The organism is Streptomyces sp. NPDC001135 (assembly GCF_053598395.1).
Genome location: NZ_JBSFKD010000040.1, coordinates 35,171 through 59,058, shown reverse-complemented (window position 1 = coordinate 59,058; position 23,888 = coordinate 35,171). Strand labels below are relative to the sequence as shown.

At 71.1% G+C, this 23,888-nt stretch carries 24 protein-coding genes and 1 tRNA gene; 12 read left to right on the top strand and 13 right to left on the bottom strand.

Translation table 11 applies throughout. The annotated features are described in order from the left end of the window. Positions 1 to 12: 12 nt before the first annotated feature. Both cobF and ACWC94_RS35680 read right to left on the bottom strand, forming a co-directional pair. A complete protein-coding gene (gene cobF / locus ACWC94_RS35685; protein ID WP_450801429.1) occupies positions 13 to 786 on the bottom strand; it encodes a precorrin-6A synthase (deacetylating) in 774 nt (257 codons plus the stop codon). Positions 787 to 865: 79 nt separating this feature from the next. Then, entirely contained in the window at positions 866 to 1,372 is a 507-nt protein-coding gene (locus ACWC94_RS35680) for a DUF309 domain-containing protein (protein ID WP_450801428.1), read from the bottom strand. A 116-nt stretch (positions 1,373 to 1,488) separates the two neighbouring features. Between ACWC94_RS35680 and ACWC94_RS35675 the strand changes: the two genes are divergently transcribed. After that, positions 1,489 to 1,562 (top strand) — tRNA-Pro (locus ACWC94_RS35675). Positions 1,563 to 1,902: 340 nt separating this feature from the next. On the opposite strand, the gene ACWC94_RS35670 is transcribed toward ACWC94_RS35675, so the two are convergent. Together ACWC94_RS35670 and ACWC94_RS35665 are read right to left on the bottom strand one after the other, a co-directional pair. Continuing rightward, complete coding sequence (locus tag ACWC94_RS35670) at positions 1,903 to 2,754, bottom strand: oxidoreductase (RefSeq protein ID WP_450801427.1); 852 nt, start codon at positions 2,752 to 2,754, stop codon at positions 1,903 to 1,905. Between the two features lie 129 nt (positions 2,755 to 2,883). Then, positions 2,884 to 4,146 carry a helix-turn-helix transcriptional regulator gene (locus tag ACWC94_RS35665; RefSeq protein ID WP_450801426.1) on the bottom strand — a complete coding sequence of 421 codons (1,263 nt, stop codon included), beginning with the start codon at positions 4,144 to 4,146 and terminating at the stop codon, positions 2,884 to 2,886. On the opposite strand from ACWC94_RS35665, the gene ACWC94_RS35660 reads away from it, so the two are divergent. From ACWC94_RS35660 to ACWC94_RS35650, 3 genes are all read left to right on the top strand, one after another. Then, on the top strand, positions 4,042 to 5,034 hold the full coding sequence (locus ACWC94_RS35660; protein WP_450801425.1) for an NADP-dependent oxidoreductase: 993 nt from the start codon (positions 4,042 to 4,044) through the stop codon (positions 5,032 to 5,034). The genes ACWC94_RS35665 and ACWC94_RS35660 overlap by 105 nt on opposite strands. A gap of 162 nt (positions 5,035 to 5,196) precedes the next feature. Continuing rightward, complete coding sequence (locus ACWC94_RS35655) at positions 5,197 to 6,204, top strand: DUF6615 family protein (RefSeq protein ID WP_450801424.1); 1,008 nt, start codon at positions 5,197 to 5,199, stop codon at positions 6,202 to 6,204. Between the two features lie 379 nt (positions 6,205 to 6,583). Continuing rightward, positions 6,584 to 7,678, top strand: a complete 1,095-nt coding sequence (locus ACWC94_RS35650) for a S1 family peptidase (RefSeq protein ID WP_450801423.1) — start codon at positions 6,584 to 6,586, stop codon at positions 7,676 to 7,678. 121 nt (positions 7,679 to 7,799) lie between these two features. Here ACWC94_RS35650 and ACWC94_RS35645 read toward each other — a convergent pair whose 3' ends face one another. From ACWC94_RS35645 to ACWC94_RS35635, 3 genes are all read right to left on the bottom strand, one after another. Next, a complete protein-coding gene (locus ACWC94_RS35645) occupies positions 7,800 to 8,894 on the bottom strand; it encodes an MASE1 domain-containing protein (protein ID WP_450801422.1) in 1,095 nt (364 codons plus the stop codon). A gap of 87 nt (positions 8,895 to 8,981) precedes the next feature. Further along, entirely contained in the window at positions 8,982 to 10,322 is a 1,341-nt protein-coding gene (locus ACWC94_RS35640; RefSeq protein ID WP_450801421.1) for a PP2C family protein-serine/threonine phosphatase, read from the bottom strand. Between the two features lie 172 nt (positions 10,323 to 10,494). After that, entirely contained in the window at positions 10,495 to 10,749 is a 255-nt protein-coding gene (locus tag ACWC94_RS35635; RefSeq protein WP_450801420.1) for a hypothetical protein, read from the bottom strand. A gap of 35 nt (positions 10,750 to 10,784) precedes the next feature. On the opposite strand from ACWC94_RS35635, the gene ACWC94_RS35630 reads away from it, so the two are divergent. Beyond that, complete coding sequence (locus ACWC94_RS35630; RefSeq protein WP_450801419.1) at positions 10,785 to 11,156, top strand: hypothetical protein; 372 nt, start codon at positions 10,785 to 10,787, stop codon at positions 11,154 to 11,156. Here ACWC94_RS35630 and ACWC94_RS35625 read toward each other — a convergent pair. Genes ACWC94_RS35625 through ACWC94_RS35615 form a run of 3 tightly spaced genes read right to left on the bottom strand, consistent with a single transcriptional unit; the run spans position 11,131 to position 14,317 of the window. Then, the gene (locus ACWC94_RS35625) at positions 11,131 to 12,018 is read right to left on the bottom strand and encodes a carbohydrate ABC transporter permease (protein ID WP_450801418.1); all 888 of its coding nucleotides are present in this window, start codon (positions 12,016 to 12,018) and stop codon (positions 11,131 to 11,133) included. The two genes, ACWC94_RS35630 and ACWC94_RS35625, sit on opposite strands and share 26 nt — an antisense overlap. Further along, the gene (locus tag ACWC94_RS35620) at positions 12,015 to 12,995 is read right to left on the bottom strand and encodes a carbohydrate ABC transporter permease (RefSeq protein WP_450801417.1); all 981 of its coding nucleotides are present in this window, start codon (positions 12,993 to 12,995) and stop codon (positions 12,015 to 12,017) included. Before ACWC94_RS35620 ends, ACWC94_RS35625 begins: the two co-directional genes overlap by 4 nt. Before the next feature lie 8 nt (positions 12,996 to 13,003). Next, the gene (locus ACWC94_RS35615; protein ID WP_450801416.1) at positions 13,004 to 14,317 is read right to left on the bottom strand and encodes an ABC transporter substrate-binding protein; all 1,314 of its coding nucleotides are present in this window, start codon (positions 14,315 to 14,317) and stop codon (positions 13,004 to 13,006) included. Between the two features lie 418 nt (positions 14,318 to 14,735). Here ACWC94_RS35615 and ACWC94_RS35610 point away from each other — a divergent pair, with 418 nt between their 5' ends. From ACWC94_RS35610 to ACWC94_RS35590, 5 genes are all read left to right on the top strand, one after another. Next, positions 14,736 to 15,755, top strand: coding sequence for a substrate-binding domain-containing protein (locus ACWC94_RS35610; protein ID WP_450801415.1), 1,020 nt, complete (start codon positions 14,736 to 14,738; stop codon positions 15,753 to 15,755). Beyond that, positions 15,755 to 16,831: an ABC transporter permease gene (locus ACWC94_RS35605; RefSeq protein ID WP_450801414.1), complete on the top strand. Its 1,077-nt coding sequence runs from the start codon at positions 15,755 to 15,757 to the stop codon at positions 16,829 to 16,831. Before ACWC94_RS35610 ends, ACWC94_RS35605 begins: the two co-directional genes overlap by 1 nt. A 4-nt stretch (positions 16,832 to 16,835) precedes the next feature. Beyond that, complete coding sequence (locus tag ACWC94_RS35600) at positions 16,836 to 17,741, top strand: ATP-binding cassette domain-containing protein (RefSeq protein WP_450801413.1); 906 nt, start codon at positions 16,836 to 16,838, stop codon at positions 17,739 to 17,741. 8 nt (positions 17,742 to 17,749) lie between these two features. Then, on the top strand, positions 17,750 to 18,652 hold the full coding sequence (locus ACWC94_RS35595; RefSeq protein ID WP_450801456.1) for a sugar phosphate isomerase/epimerase family protein: 903 nt from the start codon (positions 17,750 to 17,752) through the stop codon (positions 18,650 to 18,652). Positions 18,653 to 18,801: 149 nt separating this feature from the next. Next, positions 18,802 to 18,996 (top strand): hypothetical protein, encoded by a 195-nt coding sequence (locus tag ACWC94_RS35590; RefSeq protein WP_450801412.1) that lies wholly within the window; start codon positions 18,802 to 18,804, stop codon positions 18,994 to 18,996. Between the two features lie 47 nt (positions 18,997 to 19,043). On the opposite strand, the gene ACWC94_RS35585 is transcribed toward ACWC94_RS35590, so the two are convergent. From ACWC94_RS35585 to ACWC94_RS35575, 3 genes are read right to left on the bottom strand one after another with little or no spacing between them, the layout of a single operon-like run. Further along, on the bottom strand, positions 19,044 to 20,048 hold the full coding sequence (locus tag ACWC94_RS35585) for a Gfo/Idh/MocA family protein (protein ID WP_450801411.1): 1,005 nt from the start codon (positions 20,046 to 20,048) through the stop codon (positions 19,044 to 19,046). Positions 20,049 to 20,097: 49 nt separating this feature from the next. Beyond that, positions 20,098 to 20,886 carry an SDR family oxidoreductase gene (locus ACWC94_RS35580; RefSeq protein WP_450801410.1) on the bottom strand — a complete coding sequence of 263 codons (789 nt, stop codon included), beginning with the start codon at positions 20,884 to 20,886 and terminating at the stop codon, positions 20,098 to 20,100. Positions 20,887 to 20,905: 19 nt separating this feature from the next. Then, positions 20,906 to 22,072, bottom strand: coding sequence for a phytanoyl-CoA dioxygenase family protein (locus ACWC94_RS35575; RefSeq protein WP_450801409.1), 1,167 nt, complete (start codon positions 22,070 to 22,072; stop codon positions 20,906 to 20,908). Between the two features lie 110 nt (positions 22,073 to 22,182). On the opposite strand from ACWC94_RS35575, the gene ACWC94_RS35570 reads away from it, so the two are divergent. Both ACWC94_RS35570 and ACWC94_RS35565 read left to right on the top strand, forming a co-directional pair. Continuing rightward, positions 22,183 to 23,214 (top strand): LacI family DNA-binding transcriptional regulator, encoded by a 1,032-nt coding sequence (locus tag ACWC94_RS35570; protein WP_450801408.1) that lies wholly within the window; start codon positions 22,183 to 22,185, stop codon positions 23,212 to 23,214. 9 nt (positions 23,215 to 23,223) lie between these two features. Then, the gene (locus ACWC94_RS35565) at positions 23,224 to 23,868 is read left to right on the top strand and encodes a poly-gamma-glutamate hydrolase family protein (RefSeq protein ID WP_450801407.1); all 645 of its coding nucleotides are present in this window, start codon (positions 23,224 to 23,226) and stop codon (positions 23,866 to 23,868) included. Positions 23,869 to 23,888 lie beyond the last annotated feature (20 nt).

Here is a 23,888-nt window from a genome sequence, read left to right as displayed (position 1 = left end):
GCCGGGGCCGCCTCAGCTGTCCCCGGGGTTCCTGCGCAGCAGGTACGTGTCCATGATCCAGCCCTTGCGCTCGCGGGCCTCCGCCCGCACCTGCTCGATGCGGGGACCGGCCTCGCCGATCGGGCCGGAGACGAGGATCTCGTCCGGCGTGCCGATGTACGCGCCCCAGTAGATGTCGATGTCCTCCCCGGCGTACCGCCGGAAGGCCTGGTGGGCGTCCAGCATCACGACCACGTCGTCCACGCCCTCGGGGAAGCCCTCGGCCAGCCGCCGCCCGGTGGTGATCTGCACCGGCCGGGCCACCCGGTTCAGCCCCGTGCGGTGCCGGGCGACCAGCGCGGAGACACTGCTGACGCCCGGGACGACGTCGTAGGCGAACTCCACCGCCCCGCGCTCCAGCACCTCCTGCAGAATCCCGAGCGTGCTGTCGTACAGCGCCGGATCGCCCCACACCAGGAAGGCACCGGTGCCGTCCTCACCCAGTTCCTCGGCGATCAGCCGCTCGTAGATCCCGGCCCGCGCACTGCGCCAGTCCTCCACGGCCGGTGAGTACGCCCGCCCGCCCGCCTTCCGGTCCCGCTCCGGGTCACGGGCCTCCACCACCCGGTACGCCCCCTCGGGCAGATGCGCTTCCAGCATGTCCCGGCGGAGCTGGGTGAGATCGCTCTTCACCTCGCCCTTGTCGAGCAGGAAGAACACGTCCGTGCTCCGCAGCGCCTTGACCGCCTGCAGGGTCAGCTGGTCGGGGTCGCCCGCGCCGATACCGATGACATGAATCTTTCGCACGCCCCGAGTCTGCCGCATGCCACGGGCGGCGGGTGCGGCGCCTCCGCACGCCGTGCCCCGGCCCGCACCAGGACACGCGTCAGGAACGGAGCCGGGGCGCCTCGGCCGCCGCGTCCACGGGGCGGCTCCCGCTCTCCACCCGCCCCGCGACTTCCCGCGCCCACCGGGTGAGCCCGGCGAGATCGATCCCGTACGGCCGGTCCTCGCCCTGTTCCGTCTCCCACTGCCCGAGTGCCCCGGCACCCCGCCGCAGCAGACGCGCACCCCCGACGGCGTTGCCGCGGGCCGCGTGGGTGAGCCCGACCGCCAGCTGGGCCAGGCCCCGCCACAGCGCCCGCTCCTCGTCCGGGCCCGACTTCCAGGCGTCCTCGAACACCTCGTGCGCGTGGAACGGCTTGCCCGCGTCCAGCAGCTCCTGAGCCTGGGCGACCGTCTCGTCCGGCGTCCGTACGACCCCCTCCGGCTGCCGGGGGACGCCCTGCGCGCCGTAGGGCAGCGGGCGTCCGAGCCCGTCCCGGGGCCGGGCGTTGCGCGCCCGCCCCTCCACGTCCCGGTCCCTGGCATCCGATGCGCCCGCACTCGTCATACGGCCGATTGTCCCCCGCCTCCCGCCACGTCCTCCCGGGCCCTCTTCGGCGCACCCCCGGAGGTGGGGTAAAGTTCTGTTCGCGCGATCACGCGGGTCACCGCGAGTGAGCGCATCGGGACGTGGCGCAGCTTGGTAGCGCACTTGACTGGGGGTCAAGGGGTCGCAGGTTCAAATCCTGTCGTCCCGACTTGTGAAGAAGCAGGTCGGAGGCCGTGTCGGAGTGATCCGACACGGCCTCTTGATCCTTCTTGGGGACCATGTGGGGACCTGCGCGCGCTGGTGCCGTCAGCGCGGCGGCGGCGTCGCCCTCCGCAGCGCGGCCACGGCCGGGGCGACTCGCGGGAGACCAGTTCGTACCGCTCGGGCGGACGGTCCTCGGTCCTGGTCCATCCGTCACGGTCCGAGTCTGATCACCGCCGCCGGAGTCGGCGGGCCCTGGGCGCAGCCGTCGTCTCGGTCAGCGGTTGCGAGGTGGGGCGGTAGCCACAGCGCCGCTACCGGCCGCTGTCCTGGTGAATTGCCCCGTGTCAGGCGACGGTTACTCCGCCTTCGGTGGAGTCGGTGGAGCGGCTGAGTTCCTCCCAGGCGTCGAAGTCGTCCTGGACGCGTTGGCGTCCGGCGGTGACCAGGCGTAGCGCGTCCGAGCCGAGCAGGACATGCACAGGAGGCTTCTCCGCGTCCAGGAGGGTGAGGATGGCGTCGCCCGCGCGATCGGGGTCACCGATGCCCTGCCCCGCGAGGGCCTGGCGGCGGGTCCGGATCGGGTCGAACAGCGCGTCGTAGTCGGCGATGCTGCGGGGTGCGCGGACCAGTGACCTGCCTGCCCAGTCGGTTTTGAACGCGCCGGGAGCTACGGCGGTGACCCGCACGCCGAACTGGGCGACCTCTTGGGCGAGGGTGTCGGTGATGCCTTCCAGGGCGTGTTTGCTGCCTTCGTAGAACGCAAGTCCGGGGAAGGTGGTGTGCCCGCCCATCGAGGTGATGACGAAGATGTGGCCGCCGCGCCGTTCCCGCATGCCGGGCAGGACCGCCTTCACGGTCGCCACCGTGCCGAATACGTTGACCTCGAACTGGCGGCGCAGATCGGCCATCGACGACTCTTCGAAGGTGCCTTCGAGCCCGTAGCCGGCGTTGGCCACGAGCACGTCGATCGGGCCCAGTTCCGCTTCGGCGGCCCGCACCGTGGGGTCGATCCGGTCCTCGTCGGACAGGTCCAGGATGAAGGCCCGGGCGCGGTCGGGGTCCAGTGCCTGGAAGGCGGCCGCGTGCTGCTCGGTGCGCACGGTGCCCGCGACCCGGTGCCCGGCCGCCAGGGCTCGTCGGGCGATGGCCAGTCCGAGGCCGGTGCTGACGCCGGTGATCAGGAATGTCTTGCTCACTACGGGTGTCCTTTCGTGGACGAGTGTCGGGCCGCAGGGCGTGCGTGGGCACGGCGGCATGGACCCCGCGGGTACGGCGGGGCCGCGTCTGGGTGGTGTTGGTGCCGGATCGCCCGGTTCGGGCGGGGGTCAGGACTCGGCGGCGGTGTCCCGGGCAGTCGCGGTGGCGGGTTCGCTGCCCCAACTGGCCAGCAGTCGCAGGCGTTCCTGGGACGGCGAGCCGGACGGCGCGCTGTAGACGACGAGCGACTGGCCCGGGTCGGCGACCGACGTGAAGATCTCGTACTGCAGTTCCAGGTCACCGACGACAGGGTGGTGGAGACGTTTGAGGCCGGTGCTGCGTTCCCGGACGCGGTGTTCTGACCACCACGCCGGGAATTCGGGTGAGCGCATCATCAGTTCACCGATGAGGCCGGCGATGCGCTGGTTTCGGGGCTGGGCGGCGGCGGCCAGCCGCAACCCGTGCACGTAGTCGCGGGCGACGCGTTCCCAGTCGCACCACACCAGGCGAGCCCGCGGGTCCAGCAGCGTCCAGCGCGCCATGCTGCGTTCCCGGCGCGGCAGTGCGGCCACATCGGGGAACAGCAACGCCCACAACGTGTTCCCGCCGACGACAGTGAGGTTCCGGTCGCTGACGAAAGCAGAGGCCAGTTCCATCGACTCCAGCACCTGTCGCAGCGCCGGCCGCAGCCGTGACGAGTGCTCGGCCCGGTCCCTGTGCCCGGCTGTGGTGCCCGCGAGGGCGAACAGATGCCGCCGCTCGACGTCATCGAACCGCAGTGCGTCGCAGAGGGCATGCAATACCTGTTCGGACGGCTGCCGGGCGCGGCCTTGTTCCAGACGGGTGTAGTACTCGATACTCACCCCGGCCAGCTGCGCGACCTCACCGCGCCGCAGACCGGCGACCCGGCGACCGGCGCCGAACTCGACCGGCAGACCGATCTCATCCGGCGTGAGTCCGGCACGGCGGGCCCGCAGGAAGTCGCCCAAGTCGTTGTTGCCCATGCCCCAAGTCTGCTCTGCGCCCAGTCGATCACCAAGGGCATGGCTGGCCCTGCCAGTACCACACACCAGGACGTGCGAGGCCGCGAGTCCCGGCACCTTGCAGAGATCGCTGCAATGGGCCGGCGTCGATGTCGGCAGGGCTCTTGGGAAGTCGATGTCGGCAGGGCTCTTGGGAATACGGATCCGCGCCTGGTCTTTGAACGCGATGGCACGGTCGGCGCCGGCCCTGTGGCGCGCGGCCGGCCACGTCTTGTCCGGACGAGAGAGTGCGGTGATCACGTAATGCGGGCGGTTCGGTTTCACGAGTACGGCGGGATCGATGTGCTGCGGGTGGAGGAGGTGGAGCGGCCGGTGCCCGGCCCTGGGCAGGTGCTGGTCGAGGTCCACGCGGCCGGGATCCAGCCCGGCGAGGCGCACATCCGCACCGGCGCGCTGCACGCACGCTGGCCGGCGGCGTTCCCCTCCGGTCAGGGCAGCGATCTGGCCGGCGTCGTGGTGGAGGCCGGCCCGCACGTCAGGGGCTTCGCGGTGGGCGACGAGGTGTTGGGCTTCACTCACCGGCGGGCCAGCCACGCGCAGTTCGTCGTGGTCGACGACGTGAATCTGGTCTCCCGTCCGGCGGGACTGGACTGGGAGGTGGCCGGGGCGCTGTACGTGGCCGGTACGACCGCCTACGCCACCGTGTTCGCGGTGGACCCCGGCCCGGACGACACGGTCGTCGTCTCCGGTGCGGCGGGCGGCGTCGGGTCGCTTGCCGTGCAGCTCGCGCGGCGGCGCGGCGCCACGGTGATCGGGCTGGCGAGCGAGCGGAACCACGCTTGGCTGAAGGACCGCGGTGTTCTCCCGGTCGAGTACGGGCCAGGTGTGGCCGAGCGGATCCGTCAGGCGTCCGGCGGCAGGGTCGACGCGTTCATCGACACCTTCGGCGACGGCTACGTGGCACTGGCAGTGGAGCTGGGGGTGCGGCCGGAGCGGATCAACACGATCCGCGACTGGCAGGCCGCGGCCGAGGTCGGCGCGCGGACCTACGGAGAAGGGGCGGCGGCATGTGCGGTCGTGCTCGGCGAGCTGGCCCGGCTTGCCGCGCGCGGGCAGCTGGAGGTGCCGATCGCCCGGACCTACCCGCTGGAACAGGTGCGAGACGCCTTCCGCGAGCTGGAACAGCAGCACACCCACGGCAAGATCGTGCTCCGGCCCCAGCCGCGGCTGCCCGAGGCGACCATCGAGCAGGCGTCCCCGAACATCGAAGCGGTGTCACTGCCGGCGGCCAGGTGACTTCCCATCAGGCGGCCGTCGGCGGGGAATCGCCGCTGACCCCCGACAGCCCGGAACACCCCCCCGCGACCTGGTCCCTGCCTTCGCCCCCCGCTCGCTTCACCCGTCCCGGTCTGGCGCCGCACCATTGTCAGAGCGATCTGATTGGCTGAAGGCGTGATCATGTCTCTCTCCTCCGCTGTCGGCGGCGCTCAGTCCGTCTGGCCCGGCCGCCGCCCGTCGTTGTGCAGCCTGTTGATGTGGATGGCCTCGGACACGTTCGACTGGCTCCACGACGGCTGGCGGCACCATGCGCCGCCGCCGGGGGAGGAGACACTGACCGACGTGCACATACGGCACCTGCGGCAGGCAATGGGCCACCGCGTCAAGGTCATCCAGTTCGACTGGACTCGAGAGAGCCGCAACGGGGCCGACTTTGAACTGTGGGTGCATAACCGGACGCACGGAATCGGCTTGCGCGTGCAGGCCAAGCGCGAGAACTCGACCGGGCAGTACGACTTCGCCCACTGGCTGGCAAGGCAGAACGCCGCACAGTGCGATCTGCTGATCGAACATGCGTCACGCACGCAGTGCGTGCCCGTCTATCTCCTCTACAACCACGACCACTGGGCAGTCGACCGGAACATCGCCAAGTGGTTGTGCAACCACGCCGCTTCGGACCGGTCCCACCATGGCTGCTCGTTGGTATCGGCCCATCTGGTGCAGGATCAGCTGTCCCGGCCGAGGATCTCGCACAAGGGGCTCAGGAACTCGTCCCTGCCGTGGAATCAGGTCCTGTGCGACCGGAGGGGTGCCGCCCCGGCCGCCGATCCGCAGGGATTCGGCACGCTGCACTCCCTTCGCGGTGCGGTGGGCGCGCTCGATCAGCTCGGGCGAGGGGCGATGACGTGTTCAGATCCCGTCGGCCCGGACGGGGCGGACGGCGCCCGGGGCGGTATGCCGGGACTCCCTGACGGCGATGTCTTCCCCCGAGGGGAACGGAACGCCGGCGCGGACACCGGTCCGGTGCTCCTGCCTCTGCCGGATCATGTGTTCGCGCTCATGGACAACCACACCGGACGGGCAGCGCGGTACCCGGCTGCCACCCGCTGTGTCGTCCTGTACGACGTCACGGACCCGCCGGAGCCGGAGAGCGACGGGTTCGGCCAGGGGTGCGTGCGGGTGCGTTGACGCCGCGCACACGCCGGTGCCCGGGGCCGTCGACAGGTGACCTCGGAGCTTGCGCCGCCGGCGTACGCGCCGCTGCCTCTCGTACGACGCTGAAATCGGCCTCCGTGTCCGTGCGGGCAGCGTCTTCCGCAGGCGCTGTCGGTCACCTCACCCGTCCTTGCCCGCCGGAGAAGGCGAGTGGGCGGGGTGTGCTCCTGGTCCCGGGAGGGCGGCGTGGCCGCCGGGCGGCTTGAAACCTTCCTTGTTGCGGCGGGGGAGGGTCGTCATACTCATCGACGCTTGGCATGGGCACGTCGTATCGGCGTTGTGGCGTCCCGTGCCCCGATCCCTCCGGCCCCGCCCGCACACCGGGCGGGGCAACCCCCACTGGAGGCTCCACATGAGACAACGTCGTACGGCCCTCGCCCCCTGCGCCGTCACCGGTCTGAGCGTGCTGGCCCTGACCGCGGGCGCGCTGGTGCTCCCCGGCGCCGGAGCGGCCACCGCGGCCACCCCCGCCGCTCCCTCCGCCACCCCCGCCGCTCCCTCCGCCGCCCGCGCCGAGGCCGCCGCCGCCCTCGCCGCCCGGCTCGGCGACCGGGCCGCCGGCTCCTACTACGACACCGCGGCCCACCGCTTCGTCGTCAACCTCACCGACCCGTCCGCCGCGGCCCGGGTACGCGGTGCCGGGGCGGTCCCCAGAACGGTGCGCTACTCCACCGCCCAGCTCCGCTCGGCCCTGGCCACCTTGACCCGCCGGGCCCGGATCGCGGGCACCGCCTGGGCTATCGACCCCCGCCAGGACAAGGTCGTCGTGACCGTCGACCCGACGGTCACCGGAGCCGGCCGCACCCGGCTCGACGCCGTGACGGGCGCGCTGGGCGACAAGGTCGCCGTACGCCGGGCGGCCTCCGCGTTCAAGCCGCTGATCGCGGGCGGCGACGCCATCTGGGGCAGCGGCGTCCGCTGCTCCCTGGGCTTCAACGTGACCGTGGACGGCTCCCCCTACTTCCTCACCGCCGGACACTGCGGCAACGCCTCCGCCGTCTGGTCCGACGCGCGGGGCGGCGCTGAGATCGGCCAGACCGTCGACTCCCGGTTCCCCGGCACCGACTACGCCCTGGTCCAGTACGACGACCCGGGCGGCGACGCACCGGGCGCCGTCGACCTCTACGACGGCGGCACCCAGGAGATCACCCACGCCGCCGACGCCTATGTGGGCGAACAGGTCCAGCGCAGCGGCAGCACCACCGGCGTCCACGGCGGAACGGTCACCGGCCTGGACGCGACCGTGAACTACGAGGAGGGCTCGGTCTTTGGACTCGTCGACACCGATGTGTGCGCCGAACCCGGTGACAGCGGCGGCGCCCTGTTCGACGGGGACGCGGCGATCGGACTGACCTCCGGCGGCAGCGGCGACTGCTCGTCCGGCGGCGAGACCTTCTTCCAGCCGGTGCCGGCCGCGCTGAGCGCGGAGAGCGCCACCATTCCCTGACCGACCGGGACCCACCCGGCCCGAAGCGGCCCCGCGCCACGATCCGGAGCCGCGGCGCCGGTGCGGGGCAACCCGCGGGCCGGGCGTCACACCGGGCATCCGACGACCGGCCTCCGCACGCTCACACGCTGCCGTCCCGGCCGGTTCCGTTGCCGGTCGCAGGCCGTCTCCTCGCGGATGGTGCGGACGAGGAGGCGGCCTTCGCCGATGTCCGCGGATCTCCGCGGCCGTCCTCCTTCTCGGCGTCGCCGTAGGGGAACATCGGGGTGAAGTGGCCGGTCGCCATCTTGGCCGCCATCGCGGCGAGCTGCCTGCAGGCGTGCGCGATCTCGCGCTGGGTCTGGTTCCGCTCGCCGATGACCGCGGAGAGCAGCAGGGCGGTCAGCGCGGCGGAACCGTTGAACGCCTGCAGGGTGATCATGACGGTGAGCAGGTGGTGACCGGCGAACGGGCCCGATCTCTCGGCGGCGGCGACGATCGCGAAGGTCGACACGGCCAGCGCGCAGGGTGCGGCCCCGGCCAGCCGGAAGCGGAAGGCCGCCCAGATCAGCAGGGGGAAGCCGAGGAACAGCAGCGGCGTGCGGCTGGTCTCGAGGAAACCGACGCCGATCGTGGCGGCGAGAAGCAGCAGTCCCTCCGCCCACCGGGACGGCGGCGCGTCCCTCGGCAGACGCGCCGAGCGAAGGACGAGCAGGACCGGTGTGACCACCAGGACGCCCATCGCGTCGCCGGTCCACCAGACCGACCACGTCGGCCAGAAGTCCGCTTTGCTCAGCGCACCGGCGAGGACCAGGGTGCCGCTGCCCGTCGTCGCGCTGACCAGCATCCCGGTGAACGCACCGAGGAAGATCAGCGCGAGCGTGTCCCGCAGCCGGTCCAGCTCGTTGCGGAACCCCGCGCTGCGCAGCAGTGCCCAGGAGCAGACGGGCGCGAGGGTGTTCCCCGTCACGATCGCGAGGACGGCCGGGAGCGACGGTCCCAGCGAGACGTTGACCAGGAACGCGCCCAGGGCGATCCCGGGCCACACCCGCGGCCCGCGCAGCAGCAGGCCGGCCACCGCGATGCCGCTCGGCGGCCACAGCGGGGTGACCTGGCCGCGCACCAGCTGCTGGAGAAGGCCCAGCTTGGCCGAACCGAAGTACAGCGCCGCGGTGGCACAGATCTCCACGGCGGCCACACCACTGCGCCGAAGCCGTTCACGCCCCGCGACAGACATCGGGCGACCTCCGTGTCGACATCGCCCCGCAGCCATCATCCGTCCGATCCGCCGGATCCTCCACGGCAGGCCCGCGCAGCCCCGGGATCAGGCGGGCGGGGTGCGCAGGGCGAGGATGGCCATGTCGTCGTGACCGTCGCTGGGGTGGTGATCGGCGAGGGCCTGCACGAACTCGGGCAGGGGCAGGCCGGCGTGTGCCACGGCGAGCCGGGCGAGTTCGCCCAGGCTCTGGTCGATGGGGTGGCCGGGATGTTCGATCAGCCCGTCGGTGAAGAAGACCACGGTGGCGTCCGGGGGCAGGAAGCGGGAGTGGTCCGGGCGGGGCTGCCCGGCGTCGACACCGAGCGGCAGCCCGGGCTCGGCCAGCAGGTAGGCCGCGCTGCGCTCAGGGGTGAGCAGGAGGGGCGGGACGTGGCCCGCGGTGCTCCAGTGGAGCCGCCACCCCGGTGCCTCCGGTTCGATACGGGCCAGCGCGGTGGTCGTGACGGGATTGTTCGTGATGGCCTCCAGCGCCCGGTCGAGCTGGGCGAGGATCGCACCGGGCGGATCGCTCTGGGCGAGCACCAGAGCGCGCAGCATGTTGCGGGTGGCGGCCATGGCGGCGGCGGCGTGCAGATCGTGGCCGACCACGTCGCCGATGACGACCGCCACCATGTGGTCGGGCAGCGGGATGACGTCGTACCAGTCCCCGCCGAGTTGACTGGGCTCGGCGGCGGGCCGGTAGATGGCGGCGGCCGTGAAAGGCCGTACATCGGGCAGCGTCGGCAGCAGAAGCCGCTGGAACTGCTCGGCTCCGACGCGCACCCGTTCGAAGAGGCGTACGTTTTCGATCGCGATGCCGGCGGCGCCGGCCAGGGCGACGACGACGTTCTCGTCGTGGACGTCGAAGGGCCGCCCGTCGCGCCGCTCGGAGAGATAGAGGTCGCCGTAGATCTTGCCGCGTACGCTGATGGCGACCCCGAGCAGGGTGCGCAGGCGCGGATGGCCGGGCGGGAACCCGGCGGAGGACGGATGGGCCGGGATGTCGTCGATCCGCAGGGGCTCGGGGTAGCGGATCAGATGGCCGAGGACACCCAGACCCCGGGGCAGACCGGTCGTGGCCAGAGCCTCGCGTTCCTGCTCGGACAGGCCGGCCGGGATGAACTGCTCCAGGCGCTCGCCGGACTCGTTGAGCACGCCCAGTGCTCCGTAACGGGCGCCGACCAGGTCCATCGCCGTGGTCACGATGCGGTGCAGCACCGCGGGCAGCTCCACCTCCCGGCTGATGGCCACCACCGCATCCAGCAGGCCCTGCAGCCGGTCCATGGAGGACATCAGGGCGCGCAGCTGCTCGTCGATCCGGGCCAGCTCGGACCGCAGACGCAGACGCAGATGCAGGTCGGGCAGGCGGTCCGCCCTGGCTCGTCGCCCTTCCTTGCCGGCCGCCATCACCAGCGCCTGGTGGCTCGGTGCACCGGGTGCGGCCGAACCGGCCTGCCCGTCAGCCCCTCACTCGAGCGGTACATTCCGACCTCCGGGTGTCTCGCCTCCGATTGTGGCATCGACGCCGCACGGCGACCGATCGACCGGAAGGCGACAGTGATCGAGCTGCCGGAAGCGTTCACGCGGGCCGCCGACGGTGCACGTGCCGGACGTGTTCGCGGTACGGCGCGGCCGGAGCGCCGCCCTGCTCCACGCCCCCGACGACGAACGGTTCGCGACGCTGCTGGAGCGCGCCCACCCCACGGCCCCGGCACGGGCCGCGGACGGCGGCGAACCCGTCGCGGTCGCCGGCCGTACCCACCGCCGCCTCGCCGTACCGGCCCCACCCGGCCTGCCCCGGCTGCGGAACCGGGCCGACGCCTGGGCGGAACAACTGCGCCCCGGCGAGGGGGCACCGCCGCGGCGACCGTGCGCGAGGCGGCCCGCGTCCAGCCGGACCTGCTTTCGTCCACGGCGGCCCGCACGCCCGCACCATCCCGCGCCGGCCGCGCACCATGGCTCGCGGCCGACCCGGAGGGGCACACGGGCGACTCGGCGTACGACGGCGGCACACTCCTGAAGACGTACGCGCCGGACCGGGCCACGGCCGGCGGTCTGCCGAAGGCCGGGGACCGCGCCCTCGGCGTCTTCGCCGAGACGGCCGGACCCGAGCGTGAACGCGTCCGTGGCCGGGCCCGACTGCACGCGGTCCAGGCGGCGTTCTCGGGCCGCCGCCAGGGATTCCGCCGGGCCCGTCACGGTGCGCAGCGGCGTCTCAGCCCTTGCTGGAGCCCAGGGTGAGGCCGCTGACGAACTGGCGCTGGAGTGCGAAGTAGACCACCAGGGTGGGGATCGCGGTCAGCAGGGATCCTGCGGCGACCAGGTTGGGGTCGGTGAAGTACTGACCGGAGAGGTTGTTCAGCGCCGAGGTGATCGGCATGTTCCGGCCGGTCGAGATCAGCACCAGCGCCCAGAAGAAGTCGTTGTAGATCCAGATCGACAGCAGGGTCGCCAGGGCCGCCATGGCCGGCTTGCACAGCGGCAGTGTGATCTGCCAGTACAGCCGCCACACCGAGGCACCGTCGACCAGCGCGGCCTCCGTCAGCTCGTGCGGCAGCGAGCGCATGTAGTTGCTCAGCACGAACGCGCAGAACCCCGACTGGAACGCCACATGGATGAGGACCAGACCGAGCGCGGAGTCGTACAGCTTGCCGCTCTGCGTGATGCCCGGCAGGTTCGTCAGCAGGTACAGCCGGTACAGCGGGGTGATGACGACCTGCTGCGGGAGCAGGTTGCCGGCCGTGAAGACCAGCAGGAGGGCCAGGTTCAGGCGGAAGTCGAAGCGGCTGACGTAGAACGCGACGCACGAGGACAGGAACAGGGTCAGCAGCACGGCCGGCACCGCGATGACCAGTGTGGTGCCGAAGTAGTGCAGCATGTCCGACTGCGCGAACGCGTTCGTGAAGTTGTCGAGGTTCAGCGTGTGCGGCCAGGACACATAACCCCGGGTGCTGGTCTCGCCGTACGGCCGCAGCGCCGAGAAGACCGCCCACAGCAGCGGCGCCAGCCACGCCAGTGCCGTACCGGCGAGGAAGACGTGCAGCAGGACGCGGGCGGGCCGGATCGGGGCGCGCCGCTTCAGCGGCACAGTGGTGCTGCTCATGCCCGCCGCTCCTTCCGGAAGGTGGCGATCAGGTAGGGGATGATCACCGCCAGGGAGATCACCAGCAGGACGACGGCGATGGCGGAGCCGTAGCCGATGCGGCTGGACTCACCGATGATGTTGTTGGTGACCAGGATCGACAGCAACTCCGTGCCCTGGGCACCCTTGTTGAAGACGAAGACCAGGTCGAAGGCGCGCAGCGCCTCGATGATGGTGACGACGAGGACGACCGTGTTGGTCGGGCGCAGGGTGGGGAAGATGACGCTCCTGAACGTCTGCCACTCGCCCGCGCCGTCCAGCGCCGAGGCCTCCCTGAGCGACGGGTCGACGCTCTTCAGGCCGGCCAGGTACAGGATCATCATGTAGCCGGTGTGCCGCCAGGACGCGGCGATGAGGACCGCCCACAGGTTGAGGTGCGGGTCGCCGATCCAGTCGATGTAGTGGCCGGGCTTGTTGGCCCCGAGGATGCTGTTGATCAGCCCGGTGTCCGGGTTGTACACCAGCTGCCAGACGAAGCCGATACAGGCCATCGAGATGACGACCGGCAGGAAGAACGCGGTCTGGTAGACCCGGCTGAAGCGGATCCTCTTGTCCAGCTGCACGGCCAGGAACAGTCCGAACGGCGTCGGGATCAGGATCAGTACGACGAACCAGATGACGTTGTGCTGGACGGCCGGCCAGAACTGCGGGTTGTCGCTGAAGAGTTGACGGAAGTTGTCCAGGCCCACCCACTTGATCGAGTCGAACCCGATGCCGTCCCAGGTGGTGAAGGCGAGGAAGATCGAGGCGATGGCGGTGACCCAGACCAGGGTCACGTGCAGGATCGTCGGCACGCCCGCCATCAGGGCGAGCGTGAAGCGGTCACGGCGGGTCAGCAGGCGCCGGTGACCCCGCGCGACCCGCTTCTTCCCGGGCGTGGGCCCCGCGGGCGGCACGGCGGCCGCCGGCGGGGTCTTCGTCGTCGCGTCGGTCGTCATCGGGCCGCTCACCGGGACGCGAAGATCTGCTTCTTCTGGCGCTCGACGGACGACAGCAGGCTGTCCACGCCCTTGGGGTTCTGCAGGAACTTCTGCAGACCCGGCTGCATCACGGTGGAGGTGAAGTCGGGCCGGGAGTCGCGGTCCATGAACTGGGTGAGGTTCTTGGCGCCGCCGATCATCTCGAACGCCTTCTTCTGCAGCGCCGAGTACGACGACGTGCTGGCCTTGTCGGAGGCGGCCACCACGCTCGGGTCGCCCTTGAGGTACAGCTCCTCGGCCGCCGGGGAGCCCAGGTACTCCAGCAGCTTCACGACACCCGCGTGGTTCTTCGGGGACCTGCTGACCATGAAGCCGTCGGTCGGTGCCTCGACCGTCTCCTGGCCGTACGCGGAGTTGATCTCCGGGAAGGGGAAGAAGTCCAGGTCGTCCAGGTCGGCCTTGTTGGTGAACTGCTGGGCCACGAAGGAGCCGAGGAGGTACATGCCGGCCTTCTTCGCGACCAGCGTCTGCGCGGCGTCCTGCCAGGTGCGGCCCATGAAACCGTCCTGGTGGTAGGGGAGGATCTCCGCCCAGTGGTCGAAGACGGCCTTCACCCTGGCGTCGGTCCAGGACGCCTTGCCCGCCATGAGCCGGACGTGGAAGTCGTAGCCGTTGAGCCGGAAGTTGATCTGGTCGAAGGTGCCCATCGCCGGCCAGGCGTCCTTGTCGCCGAAGGCGATCGGGACCAGTCCGTCCTTCTTCATCTGCTTGCACAGGGCGACGAGTTCGTCCCAGGTGGCGGGGACCTTGTAACCGTGCTGCGTGAAGACGCTCCTGCGGTAGAAGACCGCCCAGGGGTACGTCGTCAGCGGCACGAAGTAGTACTTGCCGTCCTGGCCCTTGCTGAGCTTCTTCATCGCGTCCGGGAAATTGTCCCCGATCCTCTGCCACACGTCGTCGACCGGCGAGGCCAGGCCCTTGGCCGCGAAGAACTGCATGCGGTACCCGGCGAACCAGTTGAACACGTCGTCCGGGGTGCCCTGCAGATAGGAGTTGATCTGCTCCTGGAAGGTGTTGTGGTCCTTCGTGTTCACGTCGACCGCGATGCCGGACTGCTTCTTGAAGGCCGCGTAGACGCTTTCGAACGCTGCCTTCGGCACGGCGTCCGAGGCGTTGGAGCCGAGCGTGACGGTCTTCGGGTCGGCGGCGGAACCGCTGCCCGAGCAGGCGGACAGCAGGGGTGTCCCGGCCCCGGCGAGCAGGGCGGCACCGCCTGCTGTGCGCAGGAGTGACCGACGGCTGGGACCCGGGGCGGAAAGACCGGAGGGGCAGAGGCGCATGGCGGCTCCTGAGGGAATACAGGGCTCGGTCAAGGGGATGAGTTGATCAACGAAAGGTCTTCGAAACCGCTCAGAAACCAACTCGACCGAACATCGTGGGCGTAATGACAGCCCCATGTCCGCTCATGAGTCAATAGGCCGGATCGCGCTGGGGTGTCTCTTGCCTGAAACGTGACCCGGTGCCGTTCGGTGCGGGGTGCGGTGTACTGGGCTCACGCCTCCCGGGTGCGGGTGCGGGTGCGGGTGCGGGTGCGGGTGCGGGTCCGGGGATGAGGGTGTGATTTGTACTTACATTCGGACCTGCTCGTGCAATGATGTCTTAACAAAGTATTGACAGCGGGCTCGCCAGGGACTTGGATCGCGTCCCAACGCAACAGCGTCCCTTCCCCCGTCGCACGCACAGTGAGGTGCAGGAAAGATGGACCGCTCTTCTCCCCTCCGCTCCCGGAGACTGGCCCCCGCCGTGGCGGTGGCCGCCGCGGCAGCCCTGACCCTCGCCGGCTGCGCAAGCGCCCATGGCGGCAAGAAGGCCGAGGAGGCGGCGCAGAACGCCTCGGCCGGCCGGGCCGACACCCCGCGCATGACCGTCGCACTGGTCACGCACCAGGCGCCCGGCGACACCTTCTGGGACACCGTCCGCAAGGGCGCCGAGGCGGCCGCCGCCAAGGACAACGTCAAGCTCGTCTACTCCGCCGACCCCAACGCCGGCAACCAGGCGAACCTGGTGCAGAACGCGATCGACCAGCACGTCGACGGCGTCGCGGTCACCCTGGCCAAGCCGGACGCGATGAAGAACGTCATCGGCAAGGCGGAGCAGGCCGGCATACCGGTGGTGGGCCTGAACTCCGGACTGGGCGACTGGAAGAAGCTCGGCATGCTGGAGTTCTTCGGGCAGGACGAGAGCGTGGCGGGCGAGGCGTTCGGCGACAAACTGAACACCACCGGTGCCAAGAAGATCGTCTGTGTGGTCCAGGAGCAGGGCAACGTCGGCCTCACCCAGCGCTGCGACGGCGTGCGGAAGACGTTCAAGGGCACCACTGAGACGCTGTACGTGAACGGCACCGACATGCCGTCCGTGAGGTCGACCATCACGGCCAAGCTGAAGCAGGACGACTCCATCGACACGGTCGTCACCCTCGGAGCCCCCTTCGCCCTGACCGCCGTGCAGGCGGTGGGCGACGCGGGCAGCAAGGCGAAGGTGGCCACCTTCGACCTGAACAAGGACCTGGTGAAGGCCGTCCAGAACGGCTCGATCGAGTTCGCCGTCGACCAGCAGCCCTATCTGCAGGGCTACCTCGCGGTCGACGCGCTGTGGCTCTACAAGAACAACGGCAACTACAGCGGCGGCGGAGTCCAGCCGGTCCTGACCGGCCCGGCCTTCGTCGACAAGTCCAATGTCGACAAGGTCGCCGAGTTCGCCGCGAAGGGGACCCGGTGATGAGCATGGCCCAGCAGGCTGAGCCGGCGGTGACCACGCCGTCGGGATCCGGTCCGAAGCAGACCGACGGCCGTACGGTCCGCCGCCCGCTGGCCCTGCGGCTGCTGGCCCGGCCCGAAGTGGGCGTCTTCCTCGGCGCCGCCGCCGTACTGGTCTTCTTCCTGATCGCCGCGCCCGCGGTCCGCCAGGGCAGCTCCATGGCCACGATCCTCTACCAGTCCTCGACGATCGGGATCATGGCCCTGCCGGTCGCCCTGCTGATGATCGGCGGCGAGTTCGACCTCTCCTCCGGCGTCGCGGTCATCTCCTCGGCGCTGACCGCCAGCATGCTCAGCTACCAGCTGACGCTGAACGTGTGGACCGGCGTGATCGTCGCCCTGGTCGTGTCCCTGGCCATCGGCGCGTTCAACGGCTGGATGGTGGTCAGAACCGGGCTGCCGAGCTTCCTCATCACACTCGGCACCTTCCTGATCCTGCAGGGTGTGAACCTGGCCGTGACGAAATGGGTCACCGGCAACGTCGCCACCGACGACATCAGCGACATGGACGGCTTCACCCAGGCGAAGAAGATCTTCGCCTCGTCCTTCGACGTGGGCGGGGTGCAGGTGAAGATCACGATCGTGTGGTGGCTGGTCTTCGCCGCCCTGGCCACCTGGGTGCTGCTGCGCACCAAGTACGGCAACTGGATCTTCGCGGTCGGCGGGAACAAGGACAGCGCACGGGCCGTCGGCGTGCCGGTGAACTTCACCAAGATCACGCTGTTCATGCTGGTCGGTCTCGGGGCCTGGTTCGTCGGCATGCACAACCTGTTCTCCTTCAACACCGTGCAGTCCGGCGAAGGCGTGAGCAACGAGCTGATCTACATCGCCGCGGCGGTGATCGGCGGCTGTCTGCTCACCGGCGGCTACGGCTCCGCGATCGGCCCGGTCTTCGGAGCGTTCATGTTCGGCATGGTCAACCAGGGCATCGTCTACGCCGGCTGGAACCCCGACTGGTTCAAGGCCTTCCTCGGCGTGATGCTGCTGGGCGCCGTCCTGATCAATCTGTGGGTCCAGCGCACGGCGACCCGGAGGTAAAGCGATGACCGACCACAAGACCCACGGTGCCGTTCTCCAGGACACGCCGCCCGCCGGGGACGGCCCCCTCGTCGAGCTGCGCGGGGCGGGCAAGTCCTACGGCAACGTCCGCGCCCTGCACGGCGTCGACCTCACCGTCCACCCGGGCAAGGTGACCTGCGTCCTCGGTGACAACGGCGCGGGCAAGTCCACCCTCATCAAGATCATCTCCGGGCTGCACCAGCACACCGAGGGCGACTTCCTCGTCGACGGCACCCCGGTGCGCTTCTCCAGCCCGCGCGAGGCCCTCGACAAGGGCATCGCCACCGTCTACCAGGACCTCGCCACCGTGCCGCTGATGCCCGTGTGGCGGAACTTCTTCCTCGGCTCCGAGATGACCAAGGGTCCCTGGCCCGTCCGCCGCCTGGACATCGCCCGCATGAAGGAGACCGCGGACCAGGAACTGCGGAACATGGGCATCGTCCTGGACGACCTGGAACAGCCCATCGGCACCCTCTCCGGCGGCCAGCGCCAGTGCGTCGCCATCGCCCGCGCCGTCTACTTCGGCGCCCGCGTCCTCATCCTGGACGAGCCGACGGCCGCCCTCGGCGTCAAGCAGTCCGGCGTGGTGCTGAAGTACATCGCCGCCGCCCGCGACCGCGGCCTCGGCGTCATCTTCATCACCCACAACCCCCACCACGCCTACATGGTCGGCGACCACTTCAGCGTCCTGCGCCTCGGCACCCTGGAACTCTCCGCCGGCCGCAGCGAAGTCAGCCTGGAAGAACTGACCAACCACATGGCCGGCGGCGCCGAACTCGCCGCCCTCAAACACGAACTCGCCCAGGTGCGCGGCGTCGACACCGAGGAACTCCCCGAAGAGAGCGACCTGACCGCACCCGTCGCGCCCGCCCCGGAAGGAACCCCCTGACCATGGCCATCCCCACCCCGCTGGACCGGATCCGGGTCGGCTCGGCCCCCGACTCCTGGGGCGTCTGGTTCCCCGACGACCCGCGGCAGGTGCCCTGGGAACGCTTCCTCGACGAGGTGTGCGAGGCCGGCTACGACTGGATCGAACTCGGCCCCTACGGCTACCTCCCCACCGACCCGGCGCGCCTGCGGGACGAGGTGGCCCGGCGGAACCTGAAGGTCTCGGCGGGCACCGTCTTCACCGGCCTGCACCGCGGCCCGTCCGTGTGGGAGGACACCTGGGCGCACGTCGGCCAGGTCGCCGCGCTCACCCGGGCGATGGGCGCGCGGCACCTGGTGGTCATCCCGTCCTTCTGGCGGGACGACAAGACCGCCGAGATCCTGGAGCCGCCGGAGCTGACCGCCGAGCAGTGGGCGCACCTCACCAAGGGCATGGAGCGGCTCGGTCACGAGGTCAAGGACACCTACGGCCTGGACATCGTGGTCCACCCGCACGCCGACACCCACATCGACACCGAGGAGCACGTCGAACGCTTCCTGGACTCCACCGACTCCGGGCTCGTCAACCTCTGTCTGGACACCGGGCACTACGCCTACTGCGGCGGGGACAGCGTCAAGCTCATCGAGACCTACGGCGAACGCATCGGCTACCTGCACCTCAAGCAGGTCGACCCGGACGTCCTCGCGGACGTCGTCGCGGGCGGGGTGCCGTTCGGGCCGGCGGTGCAGCGGGGCGTGATGTGCGAACCGCCCTCCGGTGTGCCCGAGCTGGCGCCCGTCCTGGAAGCGGCGCAGAAGCTGGGTGTGGAGCTGTTCGCGATCGTCGAGCAGGACATGTACCCGTGCGAGCCGGACAAGCCCCTCCCGATCGCGGTCCGCACCCGCCGGTTCCTGCGCTCCTGCGGGGCCTGAGCGGACTCCTCGGAGCCGGGTCCCCTCCGCGGGGGCCCGGTTCCTGCGTGAGGGCAACGGATTCGGCCATCGTCCGATCGGGAACCAACCGGGGGCACGCGGGCGTTCAGCAGGACGACGGGGGACGCCCGCGCAGACGGGAGGACGAGATGACACACCGCACGGAACCCCGCAGGACGCCCGGTGACACCACCGACGTGGCAGCTCTGCGCCACGAACGCTTCGGCTCGCTGCCCGAGCGGATACGCCCCGAGGACACGACCGAGACCCAGCCGGCCACCGTGCCGGACCCGGCACGGGACACCTACAACCCCGACGAGTGGCTGATCCGGTACTGCGGCTGAGACACGGATGCGGCGCCGGGCCCCGGCCCGGCGCCGCATCCGTCGGTTCACGCCTGCCGGACCTCCGCGAGCGTCACCGGCCGGTGCTCGCGCAGGGACAGGGTGCAGGCCTCGGCGATCCAGCCCGCCTCCAGGGCGTCCTCGACGGTGCAGGGGGAGGGGCGGGTGCCGGCCACGACCTCGGTGAACGCGCTGAGTTCGGCACGGTAGGCGTCCGCGAAGCGGTCCATGAAGAAGTCGTGCGGGGTGCCGGCCGGGAAGGTCACGCCGGGCTCGACCGAGCGCAGCGGGAGCTTGTCGTCGAGGCCGACCGCGATCGAGTCCGTGAAGCCGTGCAGTTCCATGCGGACGTCATAACCCCGGGGGTTGTGGCGGGAGTTGGAGACCACCGCGAGGGTGCCGTCGTCCAGGGTGAGGACCGCGCCGGTGGTGTCGGCGTCGCCCGCCGCCTTGATGTAGTCGGCGCCACGGTTGCCGCCGACCGCGTACACCTCGGTGACCTCACGGCCCGTCACCCAGCGGATGATGTCGAAGTCGTGCACGGAACAGTCCCGGAAGATACCCCCGGACGCGGCGATGTAGGCGGCGGGGGGCGGCGCCGGGTCCAGGGTCGTGGAGCGGACCGTGTGCAGCCTGCCCAGCTCGCCCGACCGGACGGCGGTCCGCGCGGCGGTGAAGCCGGCGTCGAAGCGCCGGTTGTACCCGATCTGGATCGGCACGCCGCTGTTCCGGACGGCGTTCAGCACCGCCACGCCCTCCGCCATGGTGCGGGCGACCGGCTTCTCGCAGAAGACCGGGACGCCGGCCTCGACCCCCGCCCGGATCAGCGCGGGGTGGGCGTCGGTGGCCGCCGCGACGACCAGGCCGTCCACCCCGGCCGCCAGCAGGGCCTCCGGGGAGTCCGCCACCTCGGCGCCGAACCGCTCGGCGGCGGCCTTGGCGGCGTCCGCGAACGGATCGGCGACGACGAGCGACTCGACGGCGGCCAGTGCGGAGAGGGTCTCGGCGTGGAACGCGCCGATGCGGCCGAGGCCGAGGATTCCGATGCGCATGAGGATGAGGCTCCTTGCAGTTCTTACGGGGACGAGCGGACAGAGAGGTTCAGTCGAGGCCGCCGAGAACGTTCTGGTCCCAGTCGATCACCGACCCGGTGACCACGCCGGACCGGTCGGACAGCAGGAACACCACGAAGTCGGCGATCTCGTCCGGTTGGCCCAGCTTGCCCATCGGCAGCTTCGCCGCGGCCTGCTCCCGCCAGCCGTCGCCGGCACCGTGGAAGGCGCGCTGGGTGGCGTCCTCGCCCTCGGTCGCGGTCCAGCCGATGTTCAGGCCGTTGATCCGGATCCGGTCCCAGCGGTGGGCGTGTGCCGCGTTGCGGGTCAGGCCCATCAGGCCGGCCTTGGCGGCGACGTAGGGCGCCAGGAACGGCTGGCCGCCGTGCGCCGACGAGGTGATGATGTTGACGATCGTGCCGGGCGCCTTGCGGGCCACCATGTCGGCCACCGCCGCCTGCATGGCGAAGAACGGCCCCTTGAGGTTGATCGCGATGTGCGCGTCGAACAGCTCCGGCGTCGTGTCCAGCAGGGTGCCCCGGGAGGTCAGCCCCGCCGAGTTCACCAGACAGTCGATCCGGCCGAAGCCGTCCACCACCTCGGCGACCGCCGCCCCGGCCTGATCGGCGTCCGCCAGATCGGCCCGTACGAACATCGCCTCGCCCCCGGCCCCCGCCAGCTCGGCCACCAGTGCCTCACCCGGCTGCGTACGGCGGCCGGTGACCGCCACGGCGGCGCCCTCCCGTACGGCCGCCCGCGCGATCGCGGCACCCACCCCCTGACTGCCGCCGTTGACCAGCACGATCTTTTCCCGAAGAAGTCCGTCGCGAAGACCCATGACCGGAACCCGACCCTCCTCAGCTCTCTCGCCGTTGCGTACCGGCACGTAGCTCCGCACGGAGCCGCTGCGGGGTCCATTCCTCGCGCACCGCCCGCCGCAGCACGTCCGCCTGCGCCGGCGGGGCCAGACCGTCGACCGGCGGGTCGCTGTCGAGGTTGGTCGGGAACGGGTAGCCGTCGGCGCTCGCCGCGATCAGGTTCTCCAGCCATGGCCGGCCGGCGCCCTCGGCCGCGCGCCGCAGCAGCACCGGGAACACCGCGCCTGCCACGGCCTCACGGTCCACCGTCTCCATCGCGCGCCCGAAGGCGGAGGACACCTGGAGCAGATTGGCCATGCGCCGCACATCCGCCGTGCGGTTGGTGCCGGCGGCGTGGAAGAGCGCCGGGTTGAAGAACGCCGCGTCACCCTTGGCGAGCGGGAGCTGTACGTGGTACGCCTCGAAGTACGCCCGGAACTCCGGCCGCCGCCACGCCAGATAGCCCGGCTCGTACAACTGCGAGTACGGCAGGTAGAGCGTCGGTCCCGACTCCACGGGCATGTCGCAGTGGGCGACCGCGCCCTGCAGCGTGAGCACGGGGGAGAGCCGGTGCACCTGGGCCGGGTAGGCGGCCGCGGCCGCGTCGCTCAGGAAGCCGAGGGGGTAGTCCCGGTGCGGACTCTGTCCGGCGCCGCCCGGGTTCACCACGTTGACCTGCGAGGTCATCTGGTAGCCGGGGCCCAGCCAGGCCGCGGAGACCAGCGCCAGGACGTCGTTCGCGTAGTAGTCGGCGAACGCCTCCGGGTCGTACAGGGCCGTCTTCTCCAGCGCGTTCCACACCCGGTCGTTGGCGCCCGGGCGGGCGAAGTGGTCGCCGGCCGTGGCCCCGCAGGCCCGCTGTTCGGCGATCAGCGCCTCGAACACCGCCGTAACCCGGTCGACGACGCCGGGGTCGGGGAACGCACCCCGGACGACCACGACCCCGGGCCCCTCGGACAGCGCGCGCACCAGCTCCGCCGCCAAGGCCCGCCGGTCCCCGGCCCCGCGCAGCCGCTCACCCTCGTACACCGGAACGTTGTCCGTCACCGCGGCGGCGTGCGGATGGTGCGCGAGATCCGTCGACCGGTCGACGAGGGCGCGGAAGGCCTCGAGGTCGCAGTCCTGCTCGGACAGCCAGACGCGGGTGGATGCGGCGGCGACGGACATCGGTGTCCCTCTTTCGGTCACAGGAGCGGCGCAGCCCTGTCATTCTTGTCAGTACAAAGCCCTCGAACAACCAGCAGGAAGCCATCAAAAACCCCTCAAGGAGCCGGACCATGGGCCATCCGTTCCCCCTCCGGGAGATCGCACGTCAGGCGGGCCTCAGCGAGGCCACCGTGGACCGGGTGCTGAACGGCAGGGGAGGGGTGCGCGAGAGCACCGCGCGGGAGGTGCGCCGGGCCATCGCCGACCTCGACCGGCAGCGCACCCAGGTGCGGCTGGTCGGCCGTACCTTCATGGTCGACATCGTGGTGCAGGCCCCCGAGCGGTTCAGTACCGCCGTACGCGCCGCCCTGGAGGCCGAACTGCCCTCCCTGCACCCGGCGGTGGTCCGCTCCCGCTTCCACTTCCGCGAGACCGGGCCGGTCGCCGAGCAGGTCGCGACGCTGGACCGGATCGCCCGGCGCGGCTCCCAGGGCGTGATCCTCAAGGCCCCGGACGTCCCCGAGGTCACCGCCGCCGTGGGCCGGCTCACCGCGGCCGGGATCCCGGTCGTCACCCTGGTCACCGACCTGCCCGCCAGCGGCCGGCTCGGCTACGTCGGCAGCGACAACCGGGCCGCCGGCGCCACCGCCGCCTATCTGACGGGCCAGTGGCTCGGCGACCGGCCCGGCAACGTCCTCACCAGCCTCAGCAGCGGCTTCTTCCGCAACGAGGAGGAGCGCGAGATGGGCTTCAGGAGCGTCATGCGGGCCCGGCACCCGCAGCGCGCCCTGGTGGAGATCGCCGAGGGCCAGGGCCTGGACGCCACCCAGTACGACCTGGTCCGCGCCGCACTGGAACGGGACCCGGAGATCCGGGCCGTGTACTCCATCGGCGGCGGCAACAACGCGACCCTGCGCGCCTTCGCCGACCTCGGCCGGGAGTGCGCGGTGTTCATCGCCCACGACCTCGACCGCGACAACACCCGGCTGCTGCGCGAGCACCGGCTGTCCGCCGTGCTCCACCACGACCTGCGGCACGATCTGCGCGAGGCCTGTCACGAGGTCATGCGCCACCACGGAGCCCTGCCGCCCGCCGGCCCGCTGCTCCCGTCGGCGATCCAGGTCGTCACGCCCTACAACATGCCCGCGCCGACGGACGGCTGAGGGGGAGCGATGACACGCACCGAAGAGGTGGAGATCGAGGGCGTCCCGATGGTCGCGACCCTCGTACCGGGCCGCGGCGGCATCGGGCTGCTCGCCCTGCACGGCAGCAACGAAGGGGGCACGGCCCAGCTCGCCGGGACGGTGGCCCGTCGCTGCGGCGCCACCAGCCTGGTCTTCACCCAGCCGGGGGTACGGCGTCCCGTGCACGTCCCGTCCCCGCGCATGGCGGCCGGCCGCAGTGCGCTGCTGCGCGAGTTCCTCGAGCGGGTCTGCCTCACGGTCTCCCTGCACGGCCATATGCGCCCCCACGCACCGCACTCCGTCTTCCTCGGCGGACGTCACCGGGACGCGGCCCACGTCCTGGCCGAGGCGCTCACCGCCCATGCCCCGCACTTCCCGGCCGTCACCGACCTGGCGGCGATCCCCTCCGGCCTGCGCGGCATCCACCCCGGGAACCCGGTCAACCTGACCCGTCTGGGGGGAGTCCAGGTGGAACTGCCCCTGCTGGCCCGCACCACCAACGGCACGGACATCCCGCCGGTTCCGGTGGTCGAGGCGCTGGTGGCGGGGGTGAACGAATTGGGCAGGGACGGCGTGCCCCCGAGGGGCGCGGGGAACTGCGCGATCAACCGTGACGGCGCGGCCGACGCATGACGGCACGTCGTGGCGCCCCG